The sequence below is a fragment of the Caballeronia sp. AZ10_KS36 genome, from assembly GCF_023631105.1.
Classification (GTDB): Bacteria; Pseudomonadota; Gammaproteobacteria; order Burkholderiales; family Burkholderiaceae; genus Caballeronia.
Genome location: NZ_JALQDQ010000023.1, coordinates 71,046 through 95,021, shown reverse-complemented (window position 1 = coordinate 95,021; position 23,976 = coordinate 71,046). Strand labels below are relative to the sequence as shown.

General features: G+C 64.1%; 21 protein-coding genes. 8 read left to right on the top strand and 13 right to left on the bottom strand.

Going from position 1 to position 23,976, the window contains the following annotated elements:
• Nucleotides 1-106: 106 nt before the first annotated feature.
• From dnaG to NCR35_RS14925, 3 genes are all read right to left on the bottom strand, one after another.
• Nucleotides 107-1,990, bottom strand: coding sequence for a DNA primase (gene dnaG, locus NCR35_RS14935; protein WP_250534926.1), 1,884 nt, complete (start codon nucleotides 1,988-1,990; stop codon nucleotides 107-109).
• Between the two features lie 21 nt (nucleotides 1,991-2,011).
• Nucleotides 2,012-2,458, bottom strand: coding sequence for a GatB/YqeY domain-containing protein (locus tag NCR35_RS14930; protein WP_250534925.1), 447 nt, complete (start codon nucleotides 2,456-2,458; stop codon nucleotides 2,012-2,014).
• A gap of 253 nt (nucleotides 2,459-2,711) precedes the next feature.
• Nucleotides 2,712-4,139: a BaiN/RdsA family NAD(P)/FAD-dependent oxidoreductase gene (locus NCR35_RS14925; RefSeq protein WP_502801678.1), complete on the bottom strand. Its 1,428-nt coding sequence runs from the start codon at nucleotides 4,137-4,139 to the stop codon at nucleotides 2,712-2,714.
• Here NCR35_RS14925 and tsaD point away from each other — a divergent pair.
• Nucleotides 4,032-5,069 carry a tRNA (adenosine(37)-N6)-threonylcarbamoyltransferase complex transferase subunit TsaD gene (tsaD, locus tag NCR35_RS14920; RefSeq protein WP_250534968.1) on the top strand — a complete coding sequence of 346 codons (1,038 nt, stop codon included), beginning with the start codon at nucleotides 4,032-4,034 and terminating at the stop codon, nucleotides 5,067-5,069. The two genes, NCR35_RS14925 and tsaD, sit on opposite strands and share 108 nt — an antisense overlap.
• Before the next feature lie 4 nt (nucleotides 5,070-5,073).
• Here tsaD and NCR35_RS14915 read toward each other — a convergent pair whose 3' ends face one another.
• From NCR35_RS14915 to NCR35_RS14895, 5 genes are all read right to left on the bottom strand, one after another.
• On the bottom strand, nucleotides 5,074-5,700 hold the full coding sequence (locus tag NCR35_RS14915) for a glutathione S-transferase family protein (RefSeq protein ID WP_250534923.1): 627 nt from the start codon (nucleotides 5,698-5,700) through the stop codon (nucleotides 5,074-5,076).
• A gap of 160 nt (nucleotides 5,701-5,860) precedes the next feature.
• Nucleotides 5,861-6,658, bottom strand: a complete 798-nt coding sequence (gene folE2 / locus NCR35_RS14910; protein ID WP_250534922.1) for a GTP cyclohydrolase FolE2 — start codon at nucleotides 6,656-6,658, stop codon at nucleotides 5,861-5,863.
• A gap of 149 nt (nucleotides 6,659-6,807) precedes the next feature.
• Nucleotides 6,808-8,718, bottom strand: a complete 1,911-nt coding sequence (dxs, locus tag NCR35_RS14905) for a 1-deoxy-D-xylulose-5-phosphate synthase (RefSeq protein WP_244849842.1) — start codon at nucleotides 8,716-8,718, stop codon at nucleotides 6,808-6,810.
• 85 nt (nucleotides 8,719-8,803) lie between these two features.
• Nucleotides 8,804-9,691, bottom strand: coding sequence for a polyprenyl synthetase family protein (locus NCR35_RS14900; protein ID WP_250534921.1), 888 nt, complete (start codon nucleotides 9,689-9,691; stop codon nucleotides 8,804-8,806).
• Nucleotides 9,688-10,005 carry an exodeoxyribonuclease VII small subunit gene (locus tag NCR35_RS14895; RefSeq protein WP_244849840.1) on the bottom strand — a complete coding sequence of 106 codons (318 nt, stop codon included), beginning with the start codon at nucleotides 10,003-10,005 and terminating at the stop codon, nucleotides 9,688-9,690. Before NCR35_RS14895 ends, NCR35_RS14900 begins: the two co-directional genes overlap by 4 nt.
• A gap of 320 nt (nucleotides 10,006-10,325) precedes the next feature.
• On the opposite strand from NCR35_RS14895, the gene NCR35_RS14890 reads away from it, so the two are divergent.
• Both NCR35_RS14890 and NCR35_RS14885 read left to right on the top strand, forming a co-directional pair.
• On the top strand, nucleotides 10,326-11,432 hold the full coding sequence (locus NCR35_RS14890; protein ID WP_244849839.1) for an aromatic ring-hydroxylating oxygenase subunit alpha: 1,107 nt from the start codon (nucleotides 10,326-10,328) through the stop codon (nucleotides 11,430-11,432).
• Between the two features lie 103 nt (nucleotides 11,433-11,535).
• Nucleotides 11,536-12,405, top strand: a complete 870-nt coding sequence (locus tag NCR35_RS14885) for a sulfurtransferase (protein ID WP_244849838.1) — start codon at nucleotides 11,536-11,538, stop codon at nucleotides 12,403-12,405.
• Between the two features lie 7 nt (nucleotides 12,406-12,412).
• Here the strand turns inward: NCR35_RS14885 and NCR35_RS14880 are convergent, their stop codons facing one another.
• From NCR35_RS14880 to polA, 3 genes are all read right to left on the bottom strand, one after another.
• Entirely contained in the window at nucleotides 12,413-13,288 is an 876-nt protein-coding gene (locus NCR35_RS14880) for a dienelactone hydrolase family protein (protein ID WP_250534920.1), read from the bottom strand.
• A gap of 219 nt (nucleotides 13,289-13,507) precedes the next feature.
• The gene (locus tag NCR35_RS14875; RefSeq protein ID WP_250534919.1) at nucleotides 13,508-14,887 is read right to left on the bottom strand and encodes an NAD(P)/FAD-dependent oxidoreductase; all 1,380 of its coding nucleotides are present in this window, start codon (nucleotides 14,885-14,887) and stop codon (nucleotides 13,508-13,510) included.
• Nucleotides 14,888-15,029: 142 nt separating this feature from the next.
• Nucleotides 15,030-17,768, bottom strand: a complete 2,739-nt coding sequence (polA, locus tag NCR35_RS14870) for a DNA polymerase I (RefSeq protein WP_250534967.1) — start codon at nucleotides 17,766-17,768, stop codon at nucleotides 15,030-15,032.
• Nucleotide 17,769: 1 nt separating this feature from the next.
• On the opposite strand from polA, the gene NCR35_RS14865 reads away from it, so the two are divergent.
• Together NCR35_RS14865 and NCR35_RS14860 are read left to right on the top strand one after the other, a co-directional pair.
• Entirely contained in the window at nucleotides 17,770-18,519 is a 750-nt protein-coding gene (locus NCR35_RS14865) for an LOG family protein (RefSeq protein WP_175940962.1), read from the top strand.
• A 269-nt stretch (nucleotides 18,520-18,788) separates the two neighbouring features.
• Nucleotides 18,789-19,634 carry a hypothetical protein gene (locus NCR35_RS14860; RefSeq protein WP_250534918.1) on the top strand — a complete coding sequence of 282 codons (846 nt, stop codon included), beginning with the start codon at nucleotides 18,789-18,791 and terminating at the stop codon, nucleotides 19,632-19,634.
• A 51-nt stretch (nucleotides 19,635-19,685) separates the two neighbouring features.
• On the opposite strand, the gene NCR35_RS14855 is transcribed toward NCR35_RS14860, so the two are convergent.
• On the bottom strand, nucleotides 19,686-21,212 hold the full coding sequence (locus tag NCR35_RS14855; protein WP_250534917.1) for an AMP nucleosidase: 1,527 nt from the start codon (nucleotides 21,210-21,212) through the stop codon (nucleotides 19,686-19,688).
• Nucleotides 21,213-21,389: 177 nt separating this feature from the next.
• Between NCR35_RS14855 and NCR35_RS14850 the strand changes: the two genes are divergently transcribed.
• The 3 genes from NCR35_RS14850 (at nucleotide 21,390) to NCR35_RS14840 (ending at nucleotide 23,698) form a co-directional block, all read left to right on the top strand.
• Nucleotides 21,390-21,800, top strand: a complete 411-nt coding sequence (locus tag NCR35_RS14850; RefSeq protein ID WP_250534916.1) for a hypothetical protein — start codon at nucleotides 21,390-21,392, stop codon at nucleotides 21,798-21,800.
• Nucleotides 21,801-21,891: 91 nt separating this feature from the next.
• Nucleotides 21,892-22,863 carry a homoserine kinase gene (locus NCR35_RS14845; protein WP_250534915.1) on the top strand — a complete coding sequence of 324 codons (972 nt, stop codon included), beginning with the start codon at nucleotides 21,892-21,894 and terminating at the stop codon, nucleotides 22,861-22,863.
• 13 nt (nucleotides 22,864-22,876) lie between these two features.
• Nucleotides 22,877-23,698 carry a BPSS1780 family membrane protein gene (locus NCR35_RS14840; RefSeq protein ID WP_250534914.1) on the top strand — a complete coding sequence of 274 codons (822 nt, stop codon included), beginning with the start codon at nucleotides 22,877-22,879 and terminating at the stop codon, nucleotides 23,696-23,698.
• Nucleotides 23,699-23,788: 90 nt separating this feature from the next.
• Here NCR35_RS14840 and NCR35_RS14835 read toward each other — a convergent pair whose 3' ends face one another.
• A complete protein-coding gene (locus tag NCR35_RS14835) occupies nucleotides 23,789-23,962 on the bottom strand; it encodes a DUF3563 family protein (protein WP_175940956.1) in 174 nt (57 codons plus the stop codon).
• Between the last annotated feature and the right edge of the window lie 14 nt (nucleotides 23,963-23,976).

The window sequence follows — 23,976 nt, the reverse complement described above, 5'->3', positions numbered from 1 at the left end:
TCCCTCAAAGCTTCCGTACGTCTCGCCGCTCAGACTGCGCTAGCCAGCGAATTCGTACAAATCGTTGAAAAAAAGCAACGAATTTTCAACTTTTTATTATAGCAGTTCACTTTTCCCGATCCGGGCTTGCGGCCCGTCCCGCCTTGATTTGCGCGACTTTCGCCGACAGATCCGAGAACTCCGCCACCTCCTCCGCCGAGAGGCTCGCCTGCCGCGCCAGTTGATCGAGCCGCGCGCGATAACTGTCGTGCCGCAGCTTGACGACTGTGGCGAGCAACTCTTCGGTCAGCAAGCGCTTCTGCTCGTCGACGCGTTGCGCGGCGTCTTCGTCGGACGGGTCGCGTAACAGCAAATCCCGCACGTTTTCATCATAGGCGAGAATTTCCTGGAAGATATCCTCGTAGGTCGGCGCATTTGCTGCATTTCTCAAAACGTCCGACAACATTTGAAATTCCGCCGCGCCGCCCAGTTCGCGCACGTGGCCGAGCACTTCGCTGAAAAGCTCGCCGTGCTCGGTCATGGTCACGAGCGTGCGTTCGCTCTCTTCATCGAGCGATGCCGCGATGCCCGGATACATGACCAGATTGCGCAGCGCCCGCTGTTCCTGCCCCGTCACGCGACGCCGCTCGCTCTTCGGCACCGACGCGCGGGCGACGGCCGCCGCCCGGGAATCGATATCGCAGAGGGCCGCAATTTCCGTGAACGGCGTCGCGAGCCGGTCTGCCAGCATATGCAGGATCTGCACCCGCAGCGCGTTGGCCGGAAGCGCCTGCAGGAGCGGCTTCGCGTCGAAGAGCGCCTTCGCGCGGCCTTCGGGCTGCTCCAGCTCCTTGTCGTTCAGCACTTCGTTCAGCAGGAACTGCGACAACGGCATGGCGCGGTCGACCTGCTCGCCGAAGCCGTCCGCGCCGAACTCGCGCACGTAGCTGTCCGGATCGTGCTCTTTCGGCAGAAAGAGGAACTTGATGGTCCGGTTGTCCGCCGCGTGCGGCAGCGCCGCTTCCAGCGCACGGCGCGCGGCGCGTCGGCCGGCCGAATCGCCGTCGAAGCTGAACACCACGGTGTCGGTCTGACGGAAGAGCTTCTGCACGTGGACGGGCGTGCAGGCCGTGCCCAACGTGGCGACCGCGTTCGCGAAGCCGAGCTGCGCGAGCGCGACGACATCCATATACCCCTCGACGACGAGCGCATAGCCCAATTCCCGAATCGCAAGACGCGCTTCGAACAGGCCGTAAAGCTCGCTGCCTTTGCTAAATAGCGGCGTTTCGGGGGAATTCAAATACTTCGGCTCGCCGCCGTCCAGCACGCGCCCGCCGAAGCCGATGACATTGCCCTTCACGTTGCGGATGGGGAACATCACGCGCTCGCGAAAGCGGTCGTAGCGGCGCGGCTGGCCTTGCGCGTCGGTCTTCTCGCTGACGATCACGAGGCCCGCTTCGACGAGATTGTCGTTGCGGTAATCGGGAAACGCGGCATCCAGGTTCTGCCAGCCGTCCGGCGCGTAGCCGAGGCCGAAGCGCGCCGCAATCTCGCCGGTCAGCCCGCGCTTCTTGAGATACGCGATGGCGTCCGGCGCCGCGCGCAACTGCTTCCGGTAGAAATCGCAGGCGGTCTGCATGACTTCCGTGAGCGCGACGCTCACCGCCTTGCTCGGCGCGCTTTCGCTGCCATAGCCGCCGCCGCGGAACGAATTCGACGGCTCCTGCGGCACCGTCAATCCCGCGCCTTGCGCCAGGTCCTTGACGGCTTCGGGGAACGTGAGCCCCGTGTGCTCCATCAGGAAGCCGATGGCCGTGCCGTGCGCGCCGCAGCCGAAGCAATGGTAGAACTGCTTGGTCGGACTGACCGTGAACGACGGGCTCTTCTCGTTGTGAAACGGGCACAGGCCCATGAAGTTCGCGCCGCCCTTCTTCAACTGGACGTAGCGGCCCACCACGTCGACGATATCGACGCGGTTGAGCAGATCCTGCAGAAATGCGTGAGGAATCACCGGATGCGAGCGCGGAGTCGGTTACTTCGCGAGCGCCGCTTTCACCTGCGCGGAAACGGCGGTCATGTCCGCCTTGCCCGCGAGCTTCGGCTTGAGCACGCCCATCACCTTGCCCATGTCCTGCGGGCCCGCTGCGCCCGTCGCGGCGACGGCGGCCTGCACTTCGGCGGCGATGGCATCGGCGGAAAGCTGCTCGGGCATGTACGCGGCAAGCACGGCGAGCTCTGCGTTTTCCTTCGCAACGAGATCGTCGCGGCCTGCGGCCTGGAACTGGCTCACCGAGTCCTTGCGCTGCTTGATCATCTTGTCGATGACGGCGGTCACGCCCGCGTCGTCGAGGGTCACGCGATCGTCGACTTCACGCTGCTTGATGGCTGCGAGCAGCAGGCGAATCGTGCCGAGGCGCTCGGTTTCGCGCGCGCGCATGGCCGACTTCATGTCGTCGTTGATCTGGTCCTTGAGGCTCATCTTTCACCCGGTGCAATTGCAAAAAGAATTTCGGCTGACTTCCTGCGCTGCGAAAGCAAAAACCCGCTTGGGGACGTTCCTCAAGCGGGACTGTAAGCGGGCCTTCTGGAGCTTGCAGCGATGCGCGCCGCGGGTCGCGTCAGCCAGAGCGAAGAAGCGCGGCGAAAGGCGCGCGAACTCCTTCGATGACCGTCCGAGTATAGCAAACGGGTCTGCGATTCGAGACCGGTGAAACACCTGCCGCGCGGACGGCTCAGGCGACTTTCGCGGCGCCGTGCGCGTATTCCGACGCCGCCTTTCCCGCCGCCACGCCGGACGCCCACGCCCACTGGAAGTTGTAGCCGCCGAGCCAGCCGGTGACGTTCACCGCCTCGCCGACGAAGAAGAGGCCCGGCACGCGTTCGCTCATCATCGTGGCCGACGAGAGTTCGCGCGTATCGACGCCGCCGCGCGTGACTTCCGCCTTGCGGTAGCCCTCGGTGCCGCTCGGCGTCAGCGTCCAGCCCGACAGCGACGCGCCGATGCCTTTAAGCGTGCGGTCGGGGAGATCGGCGAGGCGGGCATCGACGGGCACGCGCTGCGCGTCGAGCCACGCGTGCGCGAGGCGCGCAGGCACGTATTCGGAGAGGAAGTTGCCGATCTGTTTGCGCGATCCGGCTTTCGCTTCCAGAAGCAGTTCGGTGGCGTCGAGGTCGGGGAGCAGATCGACGCGAATCGGCTCGGACGGATTCCAGTAGCTCGAAATTTGCAGCACGCCCGGACCCGACAGCCCGCGATGCGTGAGCAGCAGGTCTTCGTCGAACTCGCCGCGCGTCTTGCCGCTTCCCGTGCTGATGCGCACCGGCAGCGAAAGCCCCGACAGCGCGGCGAACGGCGCCCAGTCGGCCGAGGTGAACGTGAGCGGCACCAGCGCGGGCCGCGTATCGACGAGCTTATGGCCGAACTGCTTCGCGATGCGGTAGCCGAAGTCGGTCGCGCCGATCTTCGGAATCGACAGCCCGCCCGTCGCGATCACGAGCGCAGCCGCGCCTATCGCGCCGGCGGTCGTATCGAGCGCGAAACGCGCGCCGTCGTGACGGATCGCATGCACGCTCACCGGACGCCGCCACGCGACGCCGCCCGCGTCGCACTCGCTGCGCAACACGTCGATGATCGTCTCGCTGGAGTCATCGCAGAAGAGCTGGCCCTTGTGCTTCTCGTGCCACTTCACGCGATACTGCTTGAGCAAAGCGAGAAAGTCGCGCGGCGTGTAGCGGGCGAGCGCGGAACGGCAAAAATGCGGATTCGCGGACAGAAAATTGGCTGGCTGCGCGTTGATGTTCGTGAAGTTGCAGCGCCCACCGCCGGAGATGCGGATTTTCTCGGCGAGACGCTCGGCGTGGTCGATGAGCACGACGCGCCGGCCCGTCTGAGCCGCGACGGCCGCGCACATCATGCCGGCCGCGCCCGCGCCGATGACGGCGATATCGAAGGATTCCATGCCGCGCATTGTAACTGCCGCCGCGAAACGCGCCGTTCGGCCCGCTGCTATACTTTTCGGTTCGCTTTGATGCACCCAATGGATGTCACCCCCATGCTCGTTCTCGGCATCGAAAGTTCCTGCGACGAAACCGGCCTCGCGCTCTACGACACGGAGCGCGGCCTGCTTTCGCACGCCCTTCACTCGCAGATCGCCATGCATCGCGAGTACGGCGGCGTGGTGCCGGAACTCGCGTCGCGGGATCACATCCGCCGCGCGCTGCCGCTCCTCGAACAGGTGATGGCGGAGGCGCGCGTCGAGCGCGAAAGCATCGACGCTATCGCGTTCACGCAAGGGCCGGGGCTCGCGGGCGCGCTGCTGGTCGGCGCGAGCATCGCCAATGCGCTCGCGATGGCGTGGGACAAGCCGACGGTCGGCATTCACCATCTGGAAGGGCATCTGCTCTCGCCGCTTTTGGTCGATTCGCCGCCGCCGTTTCCGTTCGTCGCGCTGCTGGTGTCGGGCGGCCATACGCAACTGATGCGCGTCACGGACGTGGGCGTCTACGAGACGCTCGGCGAAACGCTCGACGATGCCGCCGGCGAAGCCTTCGACAAGACCGCGAAGCTACTCGGGCTCGGCTATCCGGGCGGGCCGGAAGTCTCGCGCCTGGCCGAATTCGGCACGCCGGGCGCCGTCGCGCTGCCGCGCCCGATGCTCCATTCCGGCGATCTCGACTTCAGCTTCAGCGGCCTTAAAACCGCCGTGCTGACGCACAGCCGCAAGCTGGACGCATCCGGCGGCAATGTCTGCGAACAGGCGAAGGCGGATCTCGCACGCGGTTTCGTCGATGCCGCCGTCGACGTGCTCGTCGCGAAATCGCTGGCGGCGCTGAAGAAGACGGGCCTCAAGCGGCTCGTCGTGGCGGGCGGCGTCGGCGCAAACCGGCAGTTGCGCGAGGCGCTGTCGGCGGCGGCGCAGAAGCGGCGCTTCGACGTTCACTATCCGGACTTGTCGCTCTGCACGGACAACGGCGCGATGATCGCGCTAGCGGGCGCGCTGCGGCTCGCGCGCTGGCCGGAGCAGGCCGTGCGCGACTACGCGTTCACCGTGAAGCCGCGCTGGGATCTCACCGCGCTCGCTCGGGCCTGACTGGCTATTTCGGCGGATTGAACGGCTGCACGATGGCACTGAACACCGGCAGCGTCTCGCAGCGGTCCGCGTGACCGATCAGCGACGGCCAGCGCGTTTGCCCGAAAAGCTGCGGATGCGCTTCGCGCGCAAAGCGCAGCGCGCACGCGACGGCGATGTCCGCATGACCGATCGAATCGCCGAACCAGTACGGCGTCGGGCGCGCGGCGCGGTCGGCTTCGAGTACGTCCAGTACGCGCTCGACCTGCCCCGTACAGCGATCCACCCACGCTTGCGATTTTTCCTTGTGCAGCACACGCTCGTAGACGAGCGCGACGGCTTTGTCGGCAAGGCCTGTGGCAAGCGCGCACACCTTCAGCGCCTCGCGCCGCGCTGCGCCCGCTGATGCGATCAGCGCGCGTCCGGGACCCGCCTGTTCGTCGAGATAATCGAGAATCATCGCGCTTTCGATCAGCGCGTCGCCCGAATCGAGCACGAGCGTCGGCACGCGAATCAGCGGGTTGAACGGCGCGATCTTGTCGGCATCGCCGAACACGGACCACGGGCGATGCTCGAACGCCATGTCGTACAGCGTCAGCGCGATGGCGACGCGCCGCACGAACGGAGAATCGTATTGGCCGATCAGGATCAAGATGCCCTCCGTATGCTCGTGAAGGTCGGGAGAGCATTCTACGGGCGGGCGCGTTCCGGAGACAATGGCGGCGAGACGAACGGCACCCACGCGCCACGACACGCAAGAGAAAAACCGGTCTCTGGGACCGGCTTTCGCTCAACTCGATCACGTCACGCCATTAGCGTTTGTCGCGCTCGATCACCGCATACGCGCTGTGATTGTGGATCGACTCGAAGTTCTCCGCTTCGAGCACGTAGGCGACGATGCGCTCGTCCGCGTTCAGCCGCGTCGCGATATCGCGCACGAGGTCCTCGACGAACTTGGGATTCTCATACGCGCGCTCGGTCACGAACTTCTCGTCGGGGCGCTTGAGCAGCCCCCACAACTCGCACGACGCCTCTTCTTCCGCAATGCGCACCAGCTCTTCCACCGCGACCTCGCCCGCCAGTTCCGCCGTGATCGTCACGTGCGACCGCTGATTGTGCGCGCCGTACTGCGAAATCTTCTTCGAGCATGGGCACAGGCTCGTGACCGGCACGAGCACTTTCAGCGTCAGACGCGTTTGGCCGTCGCGCTTCTCGGCGATGAACGTCGCTTCGTAATCGAGCAGGCTCTGCACGCCAGAGACCGGCGCGGTTTTCATCACGAAGTACGGCAGCGTCACTTCGATACGGCCCGAATGCGCTTCGAGTTTCGCGAGCATCGACGCGAGCATGGTGCAAAGCGCAGCCTGATCGAGCGGCTCGCGGTGCTCTTCCAGCAACGCGACGAAGCGCGACATGTGCGTGCCCTTCTGATCAGCCGGCAAATGCACGTCGAGATTCCACACGCCGACGCTCGGCTGCACGCCGCTTTCCGTGCGCACCGACAACGGGTGCCGCACGCCTTTCACGCCCACGCGCTGAATCGCGATCTGACGCGTGTCGGGCGTGCTCTGAATGTCCGGCATCACGAAGGCGGGATTCATCTGATTCATATTTTTATGTCCTATTTGCACCGACGCTCACGCGAGCGGCGCTAAACGGTGAAACGCATACGGCGCGGGACGAAGCCCGCGCCGTATGCAAAACACTGCGGCCATTGCCGATGAACGGCGCGCCCCGAGCGCCCGTGGCCGGTTCCGCGTCAGGCGACGCGCTTGGTCAGCTTGCCCGCCGCTTCGACTGCGGACAGGAAACGCTCGCGGATGGAGTGTGCAATGCCGGCCGCATCCAGCCCGACGCTCGCGAGCAGCTTGGCAGGATCGCCGTGGTCGATGAACACGTCCGGCAGGCCGAGTTGCAGCACCGGCTTCACGACGCCGCTTGCCAAAAGCGCCTCGACGCACGCGGAACCCGCGCCGCCCATGATCGTGCCTTCCTCGACCGTCACGAGCGCGTCGTGCGTTGCAGCCAGTTCGCGCAGCAGGTCCGCGTCGACGGGCTTCACGAAACGCATGTTCGCCACGGTCGCGTCCAGTTCCTCGGCGGCGGCCAGCGACGGCGCGACCATCGTGCCGAACGCGAGAATCGCGATGCGCTTGCCCGAACCCATTTTCTGCGACGACTGACGGCGGATTTCGCCCTTGCCGAGCGGAATGGCGGTCATCTGCTTGACGGTGGCGACGCCCGTGCCCGCGCCGCGCGGATAGCGCACGGCCGTCGGGTTCGGCTGCTGAAGCGCCGTGTAGAGCATCTGGCGGCATTCGTTTTCGTCGGATGCGGCCATCACCGTCATGTTCGGAATGCAGCGCAGGAACGCGAGATCGTAATTGCCCGCGTGCGTCGCGCCGTCCGCGCCGACCAGACCCGCGCGGTCGATTGCAAAAACGACCGGCAGATTCTGCAACGCGACGTCGTGGATCAACTGGTCGTACGCGCGTTGCAGGAACGTCGAATAAATGGCGACGACCGGCTTCATGCCGTCCGCAGCCAGACCGCCCGCGAACGTGACCGCGTGCTGCTCGGCGATGCCGACGTCGAAGTAACGGTCCGGGAAACGCTTTTCGAACTCGACCATGCCCGAGCCTTCGCGCATGGCAGGCGTGATGCCGACCACGCGCGAATCCTGCGCGGCGGCGTCGCAGAGCCATTCGCCGAAGACCTGCGTGTAGGTCTTCTTCGACGGCGCGGTGGAGGGCTTGATGCCTTCGGCCGGATTGAACTTGCCGGGGCCGTGATAGAGCACCGGATCGGCTTCCGCGAGCTTGTAGCCCTGGCCCTTCTTCGTGACGACGTGCAGGAATTGCGGACCGCGCAGTTCCTTGATGTTTTGCAGCGTCGGAATGAGCGAGTCGAGATCGTGGCCGTCGATCGGGCCGATGTAGTTGAAGCCGAACTCTTCGAAGAGCGTGGCCGGCACGATCATGCCTTTGGCGTGCTCTTCCAGCTTGCGCGCGAGGTCGAGCACCGGCGGCGCGGCGCGCAGCACGCGCTCCACGCCCGCGCGGGCGGCGGCATAGAAGCGGCCCGACATCAGACGCGCGAGATGGCGGTTCAGCGCGCCGACCGGCGGCGAGATCGACATGTCGTTGTCGTTGAGGATGACGAGCAGCGGCAGGTCGTCGGCGACGCCCGCGTTGTTCATCGCCTCGAACGCCATGCCCGCGGTCATCGCGCCGTCGCCGATCACGGCGATGGAATAACGGTTGTCGCCCTGCAGCTTGTTCGCGATCGCCATGCCGAGCGCCGCCGAGATCGACGTGCTCGAATGCGCCGTGCCGAACGTGTCGTACTCGGATTCGCTGCGGCGCGGAAAGCCCGAAATGCCGTTCTGCTGACGCAGCGTCGGCATCCGGTCGCGACGTCCGGTCAGAATCTTGTGAGGATACGTCTGATGGCCGACGTCCCAGACAATACGATCGTTCGGCGTATCGAACACATAATGCAGCGCGATCGTCAGCTCGACCGTGCCGAGGTTGGACGACAGATGGCCACCCGTCTGCGACACGCTGTCGAGCACGTAGGCCCGCAGTTCGTCCGCAAGCGGCTGCAGTTGGCGTCGATCGAGGGCACGCAAATCGGCCGGATCGTCGATGGTTTTCAGCAAGTCGTACATCGTCGTCCCATTTAGGAAAACTGGCGTGATTCGTTCAGCGCGACAATTCGGTTTCGCGCCGTGGGCCTCGTCACGCGTTCAACAATTAATGCGCCCGGTTCACGACCAGGTCGGCAAGTTCGGCGAGGCGCTGCGCGCGAGCGCCGAACGGCTGGATGGCGGCGTGCGCGTCGCGGCCCAACTGCGCCGCGAGTTCGCGCGACGCGTCGAGTCCGATGATCGACACGTAAGTCGGCTTGTCATGCTGCGCGTCTTTGCCGGCGGTCTTGCCGAGCGTCGCGGAATCGGCCGTGACGTCGAGAATGTCGTCGACGACCTGGAACGCGAGCCCGACCGCGGCGGCGTATTGATCGAGCGCGGCGAGCACGTCCGCGCCCGGCTCGTCGCCTGCAAGCGCGCCCATGCGCACCGACGCGCGCAGCAACGCGCCCGTCTTCTTGCGATGCATGGTTTCGAGTTCGGGCCGCGACAGCTTGCGCCCGACGCTTTCGAGGTCGATGGCCTGCCCGCCCGCCATGCCGACGGAGCCGCTCGCGACCGCCAGTTCGCGCACGAGCGCGGCCTGCTGGCGGTCCGACAGACCATTGCCTTCGACTGTCAGCGCGATGAACGCCTGCGACTGAAGCGCGTCGCCGACGAGCAGCGCCGTCGCTTCGTCATATTGAATGTGTACCGTGGGCTTGCCGCGACGCAGTGCGTCGTCGTCCATCGCGGGCATGTCGTCGTGCACGAGCGAATAGACGTGGATCATTTCCAGCGCGGCGCTTGCTGCTTCGACCGCCTGCGCGCTCGCGCCCGTCAGTTCGCCGGCCGCGTGAACCAGAAGCGGACGCACGCGCTTGCCGCCGCCGAGCACGGCATAGCGCATGGCTTCATGCAGGCGCGCCGGCGCGACGTCCGTGCCGGGAAGATAGTGCTCGAGCGCGGTTTCGACGCGGTCGAGCGTGGCGCGCATCCATTGTTCGAAGGTCATAGATCGTCGTCCCCGTTGTCGTTCGTCGCGCGTTCTGCGTCGCCGGGCAGCGGCTTGAGCGTCTCGCCGTCGAGCACGCGAACCTGCTGCTCGACTTTTTCGAGCTGTTGTTGGCAAAAGCCGACAAGCGCCGCGCCCCGGCGGTACGCGGCAAGCGATTCTTCGAGGCTCAACGCGCCCTCTTCCATGCGCGCGACGAGCGATTCGAGTTCGGCCAGCGCCGCTTCGTAATTCTGCGGAAGCGGCGCGCTGTCCGCGCCCGGCGCATCGGCGCGGGCTTCTTCGCTTGTTGCGTCTTCTGCGGTCTTCGCCATGAATCGTGGATGTGCGGTGAAAATTGGAACCAAGTCGCACATTCTACGGCAAAAGCCGATTTTTCGACCCGCAACCCGTGCGCGTGACGCGACGGCCACCCGCGCGTCCGGCGCCGCCGCGTCGCGCTGCATGCATGCGGCACGATGCTTGCGCCAAATCAGCTAAATGCGCATTTGTAGGAACTCTCGCGACAATTTATACCCAAATCAAGACCTTATGCGCCCCGGCGAGGCGGATTTCGGTATAATCGCGGGCTCCCTAAATCGAATCTTCGATGGTTGGGTTGTTCACTGCTTTCACGTCTTCATCGGGAGTGGGAATGTCCAATCTGAGCAATGCATTGCAGTTGAAGGCTGTTCATAGTCAACTGCCAGTCACGGCTTACTTTGACGAAGCGCTTCTTACGCGCGAACTCGACGTACTTTTCAAGCAAGGTCCACGCTATATCGGGCACGAACTCATGGTCCCCGAAGCGGGGAACTATTTCGCGCTTCCGGGCGAAGGCGAAGGGCGCGTGCTCGTCCGCAATCAGCAGAACAACATCGAACTGCTGTCCAACGTGTGCCGTCACCGTCAGGCCATCATGCTGAACGGGCGCGGCAGCGCGGAGAACATCGTCTGTCCGCTGCATCGCTGGACCTATGATCTTAGCGGCCAGTTGCTCGGCGCGCCGCACTTCGCCGACAAACCGTGCCTGAATCTCGGCGCTACGCCGCTTCAGAACTGGCAAGGCCTGCTCTTCGAGGCGGAGGGCCGCAACGTCGCGGCCGATCTCGCCAAGCTCGGCACGGCGCGTCACTTCGATTTTTCGGGCTTTATGTTCGATCACGTCGAAGTGCACGAGTGCAACTACAACTGGAAGACCTTCATCGAGGTCTATCTGGAGGATTATCACGTCGCGCCGTTCCATCCGGGTCTCGGCAGTTTCGTGTCGTGCGACAACCTCGAATGGGAATTCGGCGACTGGTACAGCGTGCAGACGGTGGGCGTCCACAAGAATCTGGAGAAGCCCGGCAGCCCGACGTACCGCAAGTGGCACGACCAGGTCCTGCGCTTCCGTAACGGCGCGCCGCCGGAGTTCGGCGCCATCTGGATGGTGTACTACCCTGGTCTCATGATCGAGTGGTATCCGCACGTGCTCGTCGTGTCGTGGCTCATTCCGCGCGGCACGCAGAAGACGACGAACATCGTCGAGTTCTATTACCCCGAGGAAATCGCGCTGTTCGAGCGCGAGTTCATCGAGGCCGAGCGCGCCGCGTACATGGAAACCGCACGCGAGGACGATGAAATCGCCGAGCGCATGGACGCGGGCCGTCGCGCGCTGATGTCGCGCGGCGAGAATCAGGTCGGGCCGTATCAAAGCCCGATGGAATCCGGCATGCAGCACTTCCATGAGTTCCTGCGGCATCAGCTCGGCAGCATCTGAGCGCGGCGCATGATCACAAGAGACGGGCTTTCGGGCCCGTTTTCTTGTTTACACTAGGCGTTCATCCACTTCGAAGTCCTTGCCGAAGATATCAGGAGCCGCCATGCCGCACACTCACTACACCACGCTCATTTCAGCGGCCAATCTCGCCCAATGGCTCGCCGACGCGCCCGGCAGCGTGCTCGTCTTCGACTGCCGCTTCGATCTCGCCGCGCCGGAAGCCGGAGAAACGGCCTACGCCGCCGGCCACATTCCCGGCGCGCATTACCTGCATCTCGACCGCGACCTGTCCGGCGCGAAAACCGGCACGAACGGCCGGCATCCGTTGCCGGAGCGCGCCGCGCTCGTCGAGAAGCTCGCGAGCTTCGGCTTGAACGAAGGCCAGCAGGTCGTCGCTTACGACGCGCAAGGAGGCATGTACGCCGCGCGTCTGTGGTGGCTTTTGCGCTGGCTCGGGCATGATTCCGTCGCCTTGCTCGATGGCGGCCTGCAAGCGTGGGAGGCTGCGGGCAAGCCGCTCGACACGGCCGTGCCGCCGAAGACGCAGGGCACGTTCAAGGCCGGCCAGCCGCTGCAAGTGACCGTGGATGCGCGAGCGATCGAACGCAGTATCGGCACGCGCGATCATCTGCTGATCGATGCGCGCGCCGCCGACCGTTATCGCGGCGAGAACGAAACGATCGATCCGGTCGGCGGCCACATTCCCGGCGCGCTGAACCACTTCTTCAAGAACAATCTGACGCAGGAAGGCCGTTTCAAGACGGCACACGAACTGCGCGAGGCGTTCGCCTCGCTCATCGGCGAGACGCCCGCGGATCGCGTGGTGCTGCAATGCGGATCGGGCGTGACGGCGTGCCACAACGCGCTCGCCATGGAAATCGCCGGGCTGCACGGCGCCGCGCTCTATCCCGGCTCGTGGAGCGAATGGAGCGCCGATCCCGGCCGTCCCGTCGCGACCGGCGCGAATCCCTGACGCCTTCTTAACGGACGCCGTGCTCGCGGAACCACGCGAGCGCGCGCTTCCAGCCGTCCTCGGCGTCGGCCTTCCGGTAGCTCGGACGATAATCGGCGAAAAACGCGTGCGGCGCGTCGTCATAGACCACGAACTGCGAGCCGCGCGCGCTCGGCGGGCCGTTCGCGATGGCCTGTTTCATCTGCTCGATGGTGTCCTGCGGGATGCTCGGATCCTGCCGTCCATAAAGGCCCAGCACGGGCACCTTCAGCTCGCCGGCGTTGTCGATCGGATTGCTCGGCGAATTCGCCGTCTTGTTGCCGGCGAGGCGCCCGTACCACGCGACCGCCGCCTTCACGCGCGGATTGTGCTCCGAGTACAGCCATGTAATGCGTCCGCCCCAGCAAAAGCCGGTGATGCCGAGCCGCTTCACATCGCCGCCGTGCTCGCCCGCCCATTTGACCGTCTCGTCGATATCGGAGAGCACCTGCGAATCCGGCACTTTCGAGACGATCTGATCGTTGAGTTGCTGAATCGACGGATACACCGACGCATCGCCTTGCCGCGTATAAAGATCCGGCGCGACGGCGAGATAGCCGAGCTTGGCGAAGCGGCGGCAGACATCGGCGATATGCTCGTGCACGCCGAAGATCTCGTGAATCACGATGATGACCGGCAGATGCGTCTTGCCGAGCGGCTGCGCGCGATACGCGGGAATCAGCGTGCCGTCCGCGCCGCGCACGCCGATCGCGCCGGCTTCGAGGCCGTCGGCATCGGTATGAATGGTCTGCGCGGAGACGGGCAGCACGGCGGCCGCGAAGCCGGTGCCGAAAGCGGCCTTGATGAAGGTGCGTCGATCGAACGGAACGTGCGGGATGAGGCTGTCGACTTCGGGACTCAGCATACGAAGCTCCTGCGGCAAGCGCCGCGAACGCGCCGCCGATGCGGTCGCTCGCGTCGTCGAGCCACAGCCGCACCGATGGCACTGAACCGGAAACCGCGCTGAAACGTCTCAGCGCGACGCTACACGACCAGACACGGGCGGCAAGCCGCATCGCCCGGGCGCGCACGACACGGCGCGCCGCCCATTCTAAACAGCTTTGTTCCGCAAGCGCTTAAGCGGTCAGTGCAGCTTCACGCGCGGCGCGGTGGACCGGCGCAGCCAGTGCGCGAAGGTATCGAGCACCATGCGCGCGTAGCCATGCAGCGCAGCCACGTGCAGCCGGTACAGCGACATGTACATGAAGCGCGCGAAGAGCCCTTCGATCAGCATGTTCCCGCCGATCAGCCCGCCCATCAGATTGCCGACCGCGCTGTAATGCCCGAGCGAAACGAGCGAGCCGAAATCGCGATAGGTGTATTCGGGCAGCGGCTTGCCGTCCATGCGCCGCGCGAACGCCTTGAACAGAAAGCTCGCCTGCTGATGCGCCGCCTGCGCGCGCGGCGGCACGTTGCGCTCGTTGCCGGGCCACGGACAGGCCGCGCAATCGCCGAGCGCGAAGACGTTGTCGTCGATTTCGGTTTGCAGCGTGCGGCGCACGACCAACTGGCCGAGACGATTGGTCGGCAGGCCGTCGAGTTGCGACAGCACCGCGGGCGCCTTGATGCCGGCCGCCCACACCGTCAGGTCCGCGCGAATGATCTTGCCGCTCGCCGTGCGGATCGAGTCGCGCGAGACCTGTGCGACGGTCTCGCCAGTCATCAGCTTGACGCCGAGCTTCGTGAGCAGTTCCGCCGTCGCGGTCGACACGCGCTCCTGCAACGCCGGCAGAATGCGCGGCCCCGCTTCGATCAGCACGATGCCGATGTCGTTCTTCGGATCGAGCTTGTGCAAGCCGTACGCCGACAGCACTTGCGCGGTGTTGCGCAGTTCCGCCGACAGTTCGACGCCCGTCGCGCCCGCACCGACAATCGCGATCTGAATGCGCGGCGCGGCTTCCACGACGACCGGCTCCTGCGCCGGCCCTTCGACGGCGAGTTCCGGCACGACATGCTCGGCGCGCATGCACGCGGCGATCAGCCGTTTGCGGAAAAGCTCCGCCTGGCCAACGGTATCGAGCGCAATCGAATACTGCTGCGCGCCTTCGACGCCGAAGAAATGCGTCGTGCTGCCGATCGCGATCACGAGCGTGTCGTATTCCAGCTCGCGCTGCGGCAGCAGTTCGCCGGCTTCGTCGTCGCGCAGCGCGCCTATCGTGATGCGCCTTGCCGCGCGATTCAGGCCGATCATCTCGCCCTGCTGGAACTCGAAGCCGTGCCACAGCGCCTGCGCCGCGTATTCGAGTTCCTGCGTGAACGGGTCCATGCTGCCCGCCGCGACTTCGTGCAGCAACGGCTTCCAGATGTGCGTCGGATTGCGGTCCACGAGCGTGATCTGCGCGCGCGGCGTTTTGGCGTTGGTCTTGGCGTCCGCCTTGCCTTCGCCCGAACCGAAGCGGTCACCGAGACGCGTCGCGAGTTCGAGGCCGCCCGCCCCGCCGCCGACGATAATGAAGCGATGCATGAAGAGCTCTCCCTTTGCCTGATGGATTGCACGGCGCTGTCCGCTCGCCTCGTTGCCTCATTGTGCGTGATGCGACGCGGCATTCACAAGCGCCGCCGTCGCATGTAGGGCATATGCTTCATGCCGGCCGCTCAGTGCGCCCTCAGTGCGCTTCTTCCCAGTTGTTGCCGACGCCCACTTCCGCGACGAGCGGCACCTTCAGTTCGGCGACGCCGCACATCAGTTCGGGCAGACGCTTGCGCACGTCCGGCAGTTCTTCTTCGGGCACTTCGAGCACGAGTTCGTCGTGGACCTGCATGATCATCTTCGTACGCATGCCCGCTTTTTCGATCCAGTCCTGCACCGCGATCATCGACATCTTGATGAGGTCGGCGGCGGTGCCCTGCATCGGCGCGTTGATCGCGGCGCGCTCGGCCGCCTGACGGCGCGGGCCGCTGCCGCCGTTGATCTCGGGCAGCCACAGACGCCGCCCGAACACGGTTTCGACAAAGCCGTTCATTTTCGCCGTGACGCGCGTGTTTTCCATGTACGCGGCCACGCCCGGATAGCGCGCGAAATAGCGGTCGATATAGAGCTTCGCCGCGTCGCGCGTGATGCCGAGATTCGACGCGAGCCCGAACGAGCTCATGCCGTAGATCAGGCCGAAGTTGATGACTTTCGCGATGCGCCGCTGGTCGTTGTCCACTTCGAGCGGCGTCACGCTGAACACTTCGGATGCCGTCGCGCGGTGCACGTCCTCGCCTGCCGTGAAGGCGCGCATGAGCGACGCATCGCCCGAAATGTGCGCCATGATGCGAAGTTCGATCTGCGAATAATCTGCCGACACGATCTTGCTGCCCGGCGGCGCGATGAACGCCTCGCGAATGCGCCGGCCTTCGCCCGTTCGCACCGGGATGTTTTGCAGATTCGGCTCGTTCGACGACAGGCGCCCCGTCACCGCGACGGCCTGCGCGTAGTTCGTGTGCACGCGGCCCGTGGACGGATTGACCATGCGCGGCAGCTTGTCCGTGTACGTCGACTTGAGCTTGGACAGCGCGCGATGTTCGAGCAGCACCTTCGGCAGCGGATAGTCTTCGGCGAGCTTTTGCAGCACTTCTTCATCCGTGGAAGGCGCGCCGCTCGGCGTCTTTTTCACGACGGGCAATTGCAGCTTCTCGAAGAAAATCTGGCCGATCTGCTTGGGCGACCCGAGATTGAATTCGCCGCCTGCGTGCTCGTACGCTTCGGTCTGTAGTTCGATCAGGCGCTTGGCGATCTCGTTGCTTTGCGCGTCGAGTTTCTCGCGGTCGATCAGCACGCCGTTGCGCTCCATCTTGCGCAGCACGCGCGAGGTCGGCATTTCGATATCGCGATACACGCGCAGCAGCCCTTCTTCTTCCGCGACCTGCGGATAAAGCGTCTGATGCAGGCGCAACGTCACGTCGGCGTCTTCGGCTGCGTATTCGGCGGCCTTCTCCAGCGCCACTTCGTCGAAGCCGATCTGCGCCGCGCCCTTGCCCGCCACGTCTTCGTACTTGATGGTCTTCACGCCCAGATGCCGCAGCGCGAGGTTGTCCATGTCGTGCGGACGATGCGACTCCAGCACGTACGATTGCAGCAGCGTGTCGTGCTCGACGCCGTTCAGTTCGATGCCGTGATTGGCCAGCACTTGCTCGTCGTATTTCAGATGCTGGCCGACCTTCTTCTTCGATGCGTCTTCGAGCCAGGGCTTCAGCTTTGCGAGCACTTCGTCGCGCGGCAACTGCACGGGCGCGTCCGGCCCGCGATGCGCGACCGGAATATACGCGGCATGTCCCGGCTCGACCGCCACGGACAGCCCGACGATCTGCGCGACCATCGGATCGAGCGAGGTGGTTTCCGTATCGAACGAGGTGATCTCGGCGGCTTCAATGCGCGCGAGCCATGCATCGAACTGCTCCCACGTCTGCACGGTCTCGTAGTGGTGAACGATCTCGGTGACTTCGGCGGGCGGCGTATCGGTCGGGCCTTCGACGGCATCCGCGATTTCGATCTCGCGCAGCCACGTCTTGAAGCCATGACGCAGGAACACGTCGCGCAACTCGTCGCGGGATTCGGGGCGCGTTTGCAGCGTCTCTTCGATGGAGTCGATCTGCGAAGCGAGGTCGCATGCCGTGTGCACGGTCACGAGCTTTCTCGCCATCGGCAGGAAGTCCAGAGCCTTGCGCAGATTGTCTCCTACCGCACCTTTGATCTCGCTCGCGTGTGCGACGATGCCATCGAGCGTTTCGTATGCGGTAAGCCATTTGAGCGCGGTCTTGGGTCCGCACTTTTCGACGCCGGGCACGTTGTCGACCGTATCGCCGATGAGCGACAGATAGTCGACGATGCGCTCCGGAGGCACGCCGAACTTGTTCACGACGCCTGCGCGATCGAGCGTTTCGTTGGTCATCGTATTGATGAGGGTGACATGATCCGTCACGAGCTGAGCCAGATCCTTGTCGCCCGTCGACACGATTACCTTCATGCCGCGCTTTTCGGCCTGCACGGCGAGCGTGCCGATGACGTCATCGGCCTCTACGCCTTCGATCATCACGAGCGGCCAGCCGAGCGCGCGCACCGCGACATGGATGGGCTCGATCTGCTTGCTCAGGTCTTCGGGCATCGAAGGACGGTTGGCTTTGTAGTCGGCGTACCAGTCGTCGCGGAAGGTCTTACCCTTGGCGTCGAAGATGCACGCGCTATACTCTGCATTGATTTCGCGGCGAAGGCGCCGCAGCATGTTCACCATCCCATACAGTGCGCCGGTGGGACCGCCGTCGGGACCACGCAGGTCAGGCATCGCATGGTAAGCCCGGTACAAGTAGCTAGAACCGTCGACCAATAGCAGGGTCTTACCTTCAAGACTGAGTTCTTCAGGCATTATGAACAAGAGAAAAGTGATTCCGAGTCTGCGATCACTCGCAGATCAAGAGCGCGCGACAGCCAAGAAGGCCCGCGCGTCGTGGCAGATGTTCACGATTATGGCAGAGTTTATCGAGGCGACCGAGTACCTCTCGGAGATCCGCCCTGCCATCAGCATCTATGGTTCGGCCCGTCTGAAACCGGAGTCGCCGTACTATCAGCGCACCATCGAAATCGCGCAAAAATTCTCCGATGCAGGCTTCGCCGTCATCTCGGGCGGCGGTCCGGGCATCATGGAAGCGGCCAACAAGGGCGCGCACGCGGGCAAGTCGCCGTCGGTGGGTTTGAACATCGAATTGCCGCACGAGCAGTCGGGCAATCAGTGGCAGGACATCTCGCTGCGCTTCCGTCACTTCTTCACGCGCAAGGTCACGTTCGTGAAGAATTCGGATGCGGTCGTCGTGATGCCGGGCGGCTTCGGCACGCTCGACGAACTCGCGGAAGTGCTCACGCTCATCCAGACGAAGAAGTCGCGTCATGTGCCGATCGTGCTCGTCGGCGCCGAGTTCTGGGCGGGGCTGCTCGACTGGTTCAAGAAGACGCTGTTGACCAATGGCGTGATCAGCGAGAAGGACCTCGATCTGATGCAGGTCATCGACGAGCCGGATCAGGTGCTCGATGCCGTGCTGCGGTTCTATGAAGACCGCGAAGAGAAGGTCGAAGAGCCGGCTGAGGGTAAGTCGGACGAGGATCGGATGTTTTATTTGTAAGGCTGTCGATTCATCAAGGGAAGGACCGCCCTTGGTCCTTCCTTTTCTTCTTCCCGGCAAGGCCTTGCCGCGGCTTCACACTTTTCCATAAACGACAGCGTTGTGAACGGTATGCTCGCGCCCGCGCCGCATTGGGAACGCGCATACCGGCCGCATGAGCGGTACCTCGCGTCGATTCCACGGCTTCCATTAATAGTCTCGGCTCTTCGGGATGGCGTCTGATCGAAGAGCCGCCGTCATTTGCCCCCAGTGGCAAGCCTGGAGCAAGCATGAAGCAAGCGCTGTATCGAACACTCCAACTGACCGTCGCGACCGCAATGGCCGTCTCGCTAATCGCTGGTTGCGATAAGGCGACCAATACGCCAGCCGTCACTCCGTCCGCCACCGCGCAGGACGCGAAACTCGCTCTCTTGAAGGACATATCCGGCGTCTGGAGTTCGTCGTCCGCAATCGGACTCACGACAATTCAATACTCCGACAACCGCTTGCAGATCCTTCAGGGCGACACACCGCTCGCGGTCACGCTGGGTGACGTCGATCCTGGCGAGGAAACGGTGAACGTCAACACCGTCGTCAATCGCAAGGAAGAGATCCTCACGCTTCGCAAGAAGTGGAACGCGGATCACACGGCTTACAACCTGACGATGACGGGCAGTGACGGACAACAGGACGTGCTCGGCTTCGTGCGCCGCATAAGCAACGACGATCTCAACAGAATCAGCCGGCTGAGCGTGGCGCGGGCGTCGTCCCCTGCGCCGAGTCAGCCGACAGAATCGGCACCCGCGCCGGTCACTTCGAGCGACCGCGGCATCATCGACATGTGGCTTGGCGGCATCGACATGAACATGCGTTCGTGTCCCGGCTCGACTTGCGCAGCGCTGCTGATCGTTCCAAAGGACTCGAAGATTAGTGCCGATACATCCACGATCCGGAACGTCACCGAGTCGTCGGGAGCCAACACGCCGTGGGTTCGGGTGACGTATGAAGGCGCGTATTGCACGCCCGAAGAACTGGATCAGCAAACCGGCTGCACGCCCTCCCACGGCACGGACGCACCGGTCACCGGCTGGATGAACTACACGCGCTTGTTGAGCGCGCCGCGCCCGCAACAATAAAACACTGCATCGCGGGCGGCGACCCTGCGCCGCTCGCCCGCGTGCATTTCGTTACTGAAACGCCACCTCCGCGAAACTCCGCAACTTGCGCGAGTGCAGCCTCGACAAGCCGTTCATCCGCAGCAGTTCCATCGCTTTCACGCCGATCTGCAAATGCTGATCCACCTGCACGCGATAGAACTGGTCCGCCATGCCCGGCAGCTTCAGTTCACCGTGCAGCGGCTTGTCCGATACACAAAGCAACGTCCCGTACGGCACGCGAAAGCGGAACCCGTTCGCGGCGATGGTCGCGCTTTCCATATCGAGCGCGATCGCGCGGCTTTGCGACAAGCGCTGAACCGGCTCGCGATGATCGCGCAGTTCCCAGTTGCGGTTATCGACACTCGCAACCGTCCCCGTTCGCATAACGCGCTTCAGTTCGACACCTTCAAGCTGCGTCACCTGCGCCACCGCTTTTTCGAGCGCGACCTGCACTTCGGCGAGCGCCGGCACAGGCACCCAGAGCGGCAGATCGGCATCGAGCACGTGATCTTCGCGCACATAACCATGCGCGAGGACATAGTCGCCGAGCCGCTGCGTATTGCGCAGGCCCGCGCAATGCCCGAGCATGACCCACGCATGCGGACGCAGCACGGCGATGTGATCCGTGATCGTCTTCGCGTTCGACGGCCCCACGCCGATATTGACCATCGTGATGCCGCTGCCGTCCGCGCGCTTCAGGTGATAGGCGGGCATCTGCGGCAAACGGGCCAGCGCGGTGCCTTCGTCGGGCTGCTCGCCGAGATTCGCGTTGTACGTGATGACGTCGCCCGGCTCGACGAACGACGAATATTCGCTGCGATACGCGCGCGTCTCTTCGTCGTCGGCGCGCGACATCAGCGTGCGGCCGAGCTTCACGAACTCGTCGATATAAAACTGGTAGTTCGTGTAGAGCACATAGTTCTGGAAATGCGTCGGCGACGTCGCCGTGTAATGACGCAGCCGATGCAGCGAGAAGTCCACGCGCGCCGCCGTGAACAGCGCGAGCGGATGCGGCTCGCCCGGACCCGGCTCGTACGTGCCGTTGACGATGCGGTCGTCGAGCAGCGCGAGATCCGGCGTATCGAAGACATTGCGCATCGCGAGCAGGCGGTCGCGGTCGAGATCGCCTTCGAGGTGAATGCCTTCCGCAAACGCGAAGTGGATCGGAATGGGCTGCGCCGACACGCCCACTTCGATGCCCACGTGATGATTCTTCGTGAGCAGGCGCAACTGCTCGCGATAATAATCGCCGAAGAGGTCGGGGCGCGTGAGCGTGGTCTCGAAGATGCCCGGCCCCGCGACGAAGCCGTACGAGCGGCGCGAATCGATGTGCGTGTTCAGCTCCGTTCGCACTCGCACGAACGGATAGCACGCGCGCACCCGATGCGTGAACTGCTCGTTGCGCCGGTAGCGCGCGAAGGCGTCGCGCAGGAAAGACGTGTTCGCTTCGTAAATGGCGGAAAGGCGCGTGACGGCGGCGACCGGGTCATCGAAGGATTCGGTCGGAAAATCGTTGGCCGGCGTGCCTTGCGTGGTTTGAGTGCGGTCGTTGGTCATGGTTTTGTGTGCGTGTGCTTCAATGCCTTGTCGATGAATCGACATTAACACGGAAGAAAGTGCAGACCGTGAAGCCCCTACCGCGCGCCTTCCGATAAGGCTAACACGCGCCACGCAACGCAGTCCGTTACGCTTCGACAGGGTTTGTTAGAATCCGGCCATCCCTGGAGAATTATCATGAAGCCGCTTCTTTCTGTCGCGACGGCGGCAGTCCTCGCCGCCGCAAGCGTTGGCGCCATCGCGCAGCCGATATCCGACGCGAACCCGCCGGCGGCGCAACCGGCTCAGCACACCATGTCGGCGGAAGAAGCCGCGGGCCTTCCGGATCTCAAGGCCATCAACCGTCCGCCCGCCAATGTCAGCTCCAAGGTCGAGATTTCGCCGCCGCGCACGCCGAGCTTTCACGAACTGAGCCCGAACGGGACCGAGATCACCGAGTATCGCGACAAGGGCAAGCCTGTCGAAATCAACGTCCACTCGAATTTCGGCACGCATTATCAGATGAGCGCGCCTGCGGATACGTCGCCGCAAGTGCGCGACAACGGCCGCGCGAGCACGCGCCTGCCGTCCGTGAATCTGCGTTATTGAGTCAAGTAAGATAGCTTCGAGCCCGCTCTTCGTGAGCGGGCTTCGTCATTCGGCCCCGCGCGGGCCAATCAACCAGACCGACGTTTCCTGCATGGCCGTATTCACCCCCGTCTCTGACGCCGAGCTCGGCGACTGGCTGCAACACTACGATCTCGGCGATGTCGTCGAATTTCGCGGCATCCAATCGGGCATCGAAAACAGCAACTTCTTCCTCACGACCACGCACGGCGAATACGTGCTGACGATCTTCGAGAATCTGACGGCCACGCAGCTTCCGTTCTATCTTGATTTGATGCGGCATCTCGCCTCGCATCGCGTGCCGGTTCCCGATCCGATGCCGCGCTGCGACGGCTCGCTCTTCGGCATGCTGCGCGGCAAGCCGGCCGCCATCGTCACGAAGCTCGAAGGCGCGCCCGAACTGGCGCCGACGCCCGCGCACTGCATCGAAGTCGGCAACATGCTCGCGCGCATGCATCTCGCGGGGCGCGACTTCGCGCGGCATCAGCCGAATCTGCGCAGCCTGCCGTGGTGGCAAGAGAATGTGCCGGCCATCATCGATTTCCTGAGCGACAGCCAGCGCGAACTCATCGAATCCGAACTCGCGCATCAGACCGCCTTTTTTGCCTCGGCCGACTACGCCGCGCTGCCCGCCGGCCCGTGCCATTGCGACCTCTTTCGCGACAACGTGCTGTTCGCGCATGGACGCGAGCACGCGCGGCTCGGCGGCTTCTTCGATTTCTATTTCGCGGGCGTCGACAAGTGGCTCTTCGACGTGGCCGTGACCGTGAACGACTGGTGCGTCGACCTGGCGACCGGCGCGCTCGATGCGGCCCGCGTCGATGCGCTTTTGCGCGCCTATCAAACCGTGCGTCCTTTCACGCCGGCCGAGGAACGCCACTGGAACGACATGCTGCGCGGGGGCGCCATGCGTTTTTGGGTGTCGCGGCTCTATGACTTTCATCGACCGCGCGAAGCGCAGATGCTGAAGGCGCACGATCCCGGCCATTTCGAGCGCATTCTGCGCGAGCGCGTCCAAGCCGCGTCCTCTTCCGCCAAACAGTAATTCAGCGACTCCCATGCGACTGATCGAAGTTCCCGCTAAAACCGGCTACGTGTGGTTTCGCCAGGGCATCTGGCTCTTCCGCCGCAACCCGTTTGCGTTCCTCACGGTGTTCTTCGCCTATTTGTTCGTGATGACGCTGATTTCGCGCGTGCCGCTCGTCGGTCCGTTGCTGCCGCTCCTGTTCATCCCCGGCGTCGCCGTGGGTTTCATGGCCGCGTGCAGGAACACCATCGCCGGCAAGCCCGTCTGGCCGACCATCCTCGTCGACGGATTCCGCTCGTACGGGAGCGTGGTCGCGCGCCGCCTGCTGGTGCTGGGCGCGCTCTATGTCGTCGCGATGGCGGTGATTTTCGGCGTCTCCGCCCTCGTCGACGGCGGCGCGCTCCTCAACCTGATGATGGGCAACGGACCGTCCGGCGATCCGGAGACGGTCGCGGCCGGCTTCAGTCCGCTGGCCGTACTCGTCGCCATGGCATGTTATCTGCCGGTCGCCATGCTGTTCTGGTTCTCGCCGATTCTGATTGCGTGGCACGAGGTTCCGACCGCGAAGGCGCTGTTCTTCAGCCTGGTTTCCTGCTGGCGCAATCGCGGCGCGTTCATCCTGTACGGCGTCCTATGGATTGCGGTGGCGCTTGCCATTTCGTTCGGGATCACGGCGCTGATGCAGGCGCTCGGCGTCGGACAGGAGATGGCGTTCGCCGTGCTGATGCCAGCGTCGATTCTCGTGACCACCGCGCTCTACTGCTCTTTCTACGCGACGTATCGCGGCTGCTTCGGCGTGCAGACGCCGGACACGCCGGACCTGCCGAACACGTCCGGCGCCTCGGGACGCTGACGGTGCCGCGTGAATGCGGCGAATAGGCAACAAAAAAGCCGGCTGACTGCCGGCTTTTTCACATCGACTCGAACTCGCGCCGAGGGCGACTCAGTTCGCCATCCACGACGGATGACGGGCTGCCGCACGCTGGTCCAACTTCTTCATGCGATATTCGAGATCGTAGATGTCGGTGGCTTCAGCGAGGTACGCGTCGTCACGCTCGCGGTCACGCTCTTCAGCGGTCTTGGTCAGGAACAGGAAAATACGGGAAAGCAGGAACATGATTGGCCTCGCTG